Origin of the sequence: uncultured Oscillibacter sp., from assembly GCF_900546705.1 — a bacterium.
In the GTDB taxonomy this organism is placed as follows: Bacteria; Bacillota; Clostridia; order Oscillospirales; family Oscillospiraceae; genus Oscillibacter.
This window is the reverse complement of the sequence record NZ_URDP01000063.1, coordinates 1-5,875: the sequence shown is the minus strand read 5'-3', so window position 1 is coordinate 5,875 and position 5,875 is coordinate 1. Positions and strand designations below refer to the sequence as shown.

General features: G+C 57.6%; 5 protein-coding genes. 3 read left to right on the top strand and 2 right to left on the bottom strand.

What is annotated here, in order from left to right:
• Positions 1–39 precede the first annotated feature (39 nt).
• On the bottom strand, positions 40–657 hold the full coding sequence (locus tag QZS13_RS09710) for a YesL family protein (RefSeq protein WP_295588435.1): 618 nt from the start codon (positions 655–657) through the stop codon (positions 40–42).
• Positions 641–2,032 (bottom strand): MATE family efflux transporter, encoded by a 1,392-nt coding sequence (locus QZS13_RS09705; RefSeq protein ID WP_295588434.1) that lies wholly within the window; start codon positions 2,030–2,032, stop codon positions 641–643. Before QZS13_RS09705 ends, QZS13_RS09710 begins: the two co-directional genes overlap by 17 nt.
• A 383-nt stretch (positions 2,033–2,415) precedes the next feature.
• On the opposite strand from QZS13_RS09705, the gene QZS13_RS09700 reads away from it, so the two are divergent.
• From QZS13_RS09700 to QZS13_RS09690, 3 genes are all read left to right on the top strand, one after another.
• The gene (locus QZS13_RS09700; protein WP_295588432.1) at positions 2,416–3,417 is read left to right on the top strand and encodes a LacI family DNA-binding transcriptional regulator; all 1,002 of its coding nucleotides are present in this window, start codon (positions 2,416–2,418) and stop codon (positions 3,415–3,417) included.
• A gap of 47 nt (positions 3,418–3,464) precedes the next feature.
• Positions 3,465–4,751 carry a sugar ABC transporter substrate-binding protein gene (locus tag QZS13_RS09695; protein ID WP_295588431.1) on the top strand — a complete coding sequence of 429 codons (1,287 nt, stop codon included), beginning with the start codon at positions 3,465–3,467 and terminating at the stop codon, positions 4,749–4,751.
• A 162-nt stretch (positions 4,752–4,913) separates the two neighbouring features.
• Positions 4,914–5,825, top strand: a complete 912-nt coding sequence (locus QZS13_RS09690) for a carbohydrate ABC transporter permease (RefSeq protein ID WP_295588429.1) — start codon at positions 4,914–4,916, stop codon at positions 5,823–5,825.
• Positions 5,826–5,875: the final 50 nt, after the last annotated feature.

Genomic DNA, 5,875 nt, shown 5'->3' with positions numbered 1-5,875 from the left:
CGGCTGACCAAATGGTCAGCCGGCTCTCTCTTTTAAGGCTCAGGCGGCGCCAAGCGGGCGCAGCGTCAGACGAGCCCAGACAAATCCGGTCAGGGCGGGCCAGAAAAACGTCCAGAGAAACGACAGGCCCAGAAACCACGTGGGGAAGACGAGCAGGACACCCAAAGGGACTGCTGCCAGTGCCAGTACGGCCAGTGCCCGGGGCAGACAGCCAATCCCCAGAATCAGGGAGGACTTCCACAGGGCAGAAAAAGACCGGGCGGGGTCCCGCCAGATCAGCGGAGGGAGAAATACCGCTGAGAGCAGCAGGCAGAGGGCGAAAAAGAAAAGGGCGGCCCAAAAAATGATCCGCAGGGTGGGCGGGATTGCAGCGACTGCCTGAGTGTCCAGATATAAAAAGTAGGCGGCAGCCAGGACAGCCAGCGTGCAGGGTACGGACCGGCGGAAACAACGGCGAAACTGGGAAAAAAAGCACCGTACCGGTGCCGTCTCTCCCCTGGAGAGACCGGCCATGGCTCCGTACAGGGCGCAGGCGGAGGCGCCGGCAGTAAACACGGGCAGAGCACAGATCACCGTAAGAAAGCTGAGCACGAACCAGTCCATCAGGGTGGACAGTCCCCGCATCAGCGGGGTATCCGGATCAAAAAGACGGGACATTGGATTCTCCTTTCTCCTCGCCGGCCAGCAGCTGCCGCCGGTATATCAGCAAAAACACGCAGTGTACTCCCAGCGTCAGCACCCAGGAGATGGGATAGGACCAGTACAGGCTCTCGATGGTGCCCACAGCGGCAAACACCGTATACAGCCACACCACCCGCAGCCCGCAGGCGCCGATGAGCGTGGTGACGGTGGGGTTGAGGGATTTTCCAAGGCCCCGGATGGAGCCGCAGGCCGTCTCCATCATACCGCCTACCCACTGAAACTGACTGATGGCCAGAACCCGTACGGCGCCTGCGGCCATGACGGCCTCATAGGAGTCGTCCGTGGGCTTGATGTAGATGCCCAGCAGTTGGGTCTGGAACAGACGCAGGAGGGCGCACAATACCACGCCCAGCCCCACGGTCAGCCCCATGCAGATCCAGAAAACCTGCACGGCCTGCCGCATTTTGCGGGCGCCGATGCTCTGGCTGGTGAAAGTAATGGCAGCCTGATAGAACGTGTTCTGGGCGGTGTGGATAAAGTTCTCCAGCCCGGAGGCCGCGGTGTTGCCGGCAATGACGGCTGCGCCGAAGGAATTCACGGCGGATTGGATCATCACATTGGCCACGGAGAAGATAATGCCCTGCAGCCCGGCGGAGAGCCCGACCTTCAGCATCAGGCCCGCCTTTGCCGGATAGAAGCGGATTTTCCGCAGATCCAGCCGGCAGATGTCCCGGATGGTACAAAGGCGTACGGTGACCAGCGCGGCGGAAACCACCTGAGAAACAGAGGTGGCAATGGCCACACCCGCCACATCCAGATGAAAGACAATGACAAAGAGCAGGTTCAGCCCCACGTTCAGGGCGCCGGAGATCACCATGAAGACCAGCGGATAAAAGGTGTCTCCCACGGCCCGCAGCAGGGCACTGCCGAAGTTGTAGACCACCAGGGCGGGAATGCCCAGAAAGTAGATGCGCAGGTATACGGTGGAAAGGGGCAGTACATCTGCCGGGGCGCCTGCCAGACGCAGCAGCGGCGGGGAGAGAAAAAATCCGCATGCGCCTGCCAGCAGTCCCAGAATCACACTCAGCAGCGCAGCACAGTGGACCGTTTCAAACAGGGCTCCGGCGTCGCCGGCACCGTAGTCCCGGGCGGCCAGGTAGTTGGCACCGATGGCCACGCCGGTAAACAGTGTTACCAGCAAAAAGATAATGGACGATGTGGCACCCACGGCAGCCAGGGAATTGCTGCCGGCGTAGCGCCCGACAATGACGGAGTCGGCGGTGTTGTAGGCCAGCTGCAGGATGCCTGTGAGCATCAGCGGAATGGAAAAGCGAAGGATCGGCGCCAGCAGAGCCGGGCCGTGTGAAAGACGCAGAGAAACATGTTTCAAGCAGATTCCTCCCGGCATACACGGGGTCCCAGAACCCAAAGTAATTAAAGACAGTATTGCAGATGAGAAAATAAATGTCAATACACATAAAAATTCTTCGATTTTTGTCAAAATATATAGGTAAAAGTGCACATATGCGTTTTGCGTAAAGAAACGGATACTGCGGATTGCAATTTTGCGTAAAATGTTGTTTCAACACAACAAAAGTAAAATGTTTCAGAAACAAAAATGCAAAATCCGGGAAAATCTCTGGCAAAAAAGATATATTGACAGCAATTTTTTGCCCGATTATAATCGAAAAAAACAAGATATTTTCTTATTTACCCCAAAATTTTGTTAAAGAAATAATAAATTTTGTTTCAGAAACAAAATGGGAGGCGCCTATGAAGATCACCGTTCGCAAGATTGCGGAGCTGGCAGGGGTTTCGCCGGCGTCCGTTTCCCGCTATATGACCAATACTGAAAATGTCAGCGCGGAAATTGCCGGAAAAATTGAGAGTACGCTGGTGGCACTGGACCAGGAGCCGGCCGTGCGTCGACCGAAGAAAAAACTCATCTTGATTCTGCTGACCCACCTGCGTTTCGATTTTTACAGCCGCACGCTGGCGGAGCTTTTGGAACGGGAGGAGGACGGCGAGTATTCATTCATGCTGCTACGCTACAATCCCTACACACCGGAGACTGTCCGCACTTTCGTCAACCGCATGCATCCGGCGGGAGTCGTCTACTTTGAAGAGGAGATCGACAGTGAGATCCTCCACTATCTGCAGGGCTGCGGTCTGCGCACGGTGATGTGCGGCGGCGTGGCGCTGGATCATCAGTCTGACCGTATTCATGTCAACGACATTGCCGCCGCCTATGAGGGAACACGTTATCTGCTGGGCCTGGGCCATCGGCAGATTTTGTTCCTCTCCGACGACGAACGCAAGATCGGTGCCGGATTCCAGCGGATCACCGGCAGCCGCAAGGCGATGGAGGAGCAGGGACTCAGCCTGTCGGAGGAGCAGATTATCCGGGGCGGCGTGACCTATGAGGCCGGCTATACGGCCATGGAGACGGCGCTGGCGGAGAACCGGCGTTTCACGGCGGTATTTGCCTTCAGCGACGAACTGGCTGTGGGCGCCATGGCGGCGCTGTACGATGCCGGACTGCGGGTGCCGGAGGATGTATCCGTTCTGGGCTACGACGATCTGACCATCGCCACCCGGGTGCGGCCCGCCCTGACCACGGTTCACCAGCCCATTGGGGCGTTTGTGGAAAAGACACTGGAGCTGTTCTCACAGCCGCCTCAGGCACTCCACGCAGAAATTTTGCTGCCGCACTCCATTGTGGAGCGGCAGAGCTGCCGCCGGCTTCAGGGCTGCGGAGAGGAAAAACAACGATGATTTCCCCAATATGGGGCGAACACAATAGAACGATAAGGAGAATGGTTATGAAAAAGAAACTCACAGCAATGCTCCTGGCCGCCGTCATGGCACTTTCCGCAGCGGCTCTGACCGGCTGCGGCGACAGCGGCAGCGGAAACTCCGACGGTCCCGTCAGCCTGACGCTGTCCCTGTGGGACGAGGCCCAGCTGCCGGTGATCCAGGAAAACGTGGACAGCTTCAACGCCGCCCACGAAGGCGAGATCCAGGTCACCATTGAGCAGATCCCCTGGGACACCTACTGGACGAAGCTGGACGCCTCTCTGGAGACCAACGAGGCACCTGATGTGTTCTGGATGAACACCTATGCGGGCAAGTACGTGGACGCGGGTGTCCTGGAGCCTCTGGACAGCTATATTGAAGCCGACGGCATCGACATGAGCGCCTATGCCCAGGGCCGCGTCAATGCGTTCAATCTGGGCGGTAGCCAGTACGCCATGCCCAAGGGCCTGGACACGGTGGTCGTGGCCCTGAACACGGAGCTCTTTGACCGCTATGGCGTGGAGCTGCCTCAGGACGGCTGGACCTGGGATGACATGCGCGCCATCGCCACCTCCCTCAAGGATGCCATCGCAGCCGCCGGCGGCAGTGAGTATCCCATCGTCATGGAGCTGGACGCCCAGCCCTCCTGGATGAACTTCCTGTATCAAAATGGCGGCAACTACCTCAGCGAGGACGGAAAGACCTGCGGCATTGCCCTGCCCGAGTCCAAGGACGCCGTGCAGCAGGTGGTGGACCTGATGGATAACGGCCAGATGGCCCCCTACTCTGTGCTGACGGAGACCAAGGGCACCGATCTGTTCATCTCCGGCCAGGCGGCCATGGTGTTCATCGGCTCCTGGAAGTCCAGCGTACTGGAAGGCAGCTCCCTGGCCCAGGCGGGCAATGTGCAGCTGATCCAGATGCCCGCCATGGCGGAGAACAACTACACCTGCATGGGCGGCCTGGGCTACTCCATGTCTGCCAGCTGCCCCAACAAGGACGCGGCTTGGGAGTTCATCAAGTACATCACCGGTGAGGAGGCCCTGGCCCACGAGGCTGAGTCCGGCATTGATATTCCCGCCTACCTGGCGGCCCAGGAGGGCTATGTGGCCAACTTCAAGAATATCAACGCCCAGGTGTTCATGGATGCCTCTGAGACCGGCTTTGCCTATCCCTCCAACGGCAACATGGACTGGGTTGCCACGGTGAACGACGCCATGCAGGCTGCGTTCGGCGGCATCAAGCCTGTGGACGAGGCCATGGACGAAGGCGCCGCTGCCGCTCAGGCTATTTTGGACGAAGTGTTCGGCTGAGCATTGATCTGCCCGCTGCGGCGGTCCCGTCCGGGGCCGCCGCAGGCAGAGTTTGCCGGACGAAAAAGCGCGCTTTTGCACCCGAAAATGAAAGCGCGGTTTTGTGTCCGGAAAGCACTGCGCACTGCAGAAAGGTCAATCGGGAAAATAGGAGGACAGGCCATGAAAAAACAGGAACGCCGGTTCAACAGGTGCCGGCGCAATGAGATGTGCACTGCATACGCGTTCATCCTGCCCATGTTTGCAGGACTTGTCATTTTCAGTGTGGTTCCCTTCATTCAAAACATCCTCTACAGCTTTCGCAAGATGGGCACTTTTGGAGACGGCACGTTTGTGGGGCTGAAAAACTACCGGGACCTGCTCTCGGACGAGACGTTCTGGCTGGCACTGAAGAACACAGCCTTTTATGCTGTGGTGGGCGTGCCCCTGGTCATCATCTTCTCGGTGTTTCTGGCACATCTGCTCAATAAAAAGATCCGGGGCCGCACGCTGTACCGGACGCTGATGTTCATCCCCGCCATTACCATCCCCGCCGCCATCGGCATTTTGTGGCGGTGGATCCTCAACTATCAGTACGGTATTTTCAACTGGTTCTTGGAAAAACTGGGGCTGCCGCGGATCTCCTGGCTGGGAGACGTGAAGTATGTACGCTGGGCCATCATCCTGGTGGTGGTTTGGTCCATGGTCAGTTACTATGTCATCATCATGCTGGCGGCCATGCAGGGCATCGACAGCTCTTACTATGAGGCGGCCCGGCTGGACGGGGCCACCAACCGGCAGATGTTTTTCAGAATCACGCTGCCCATGCTCACGCCCATGATCTTCTTTTCGGTCATCATGGTGACCATCGGTATTTTGCAGATTTTTGATTTCATCTACCTGATGGTAGACCGGGATACGCTGTCCTATACCTACAGCATGAGCCTTGTGACGTACTTCTACGAGTGCGCTTTCAACAAGAGCAGCATGCGCGGCTACGGCGCTGCCATCTCCGTGGTGCTGGCAGCCATCATCATGGTCATTACCATCATCCAGATGATCGGCAAAAAATACTGGGTCAACTCCGATCTGTAAGTCTGCAAATAAAAAGTCAATAGGAAACTGAGTAAATTTGCAGACGCAGG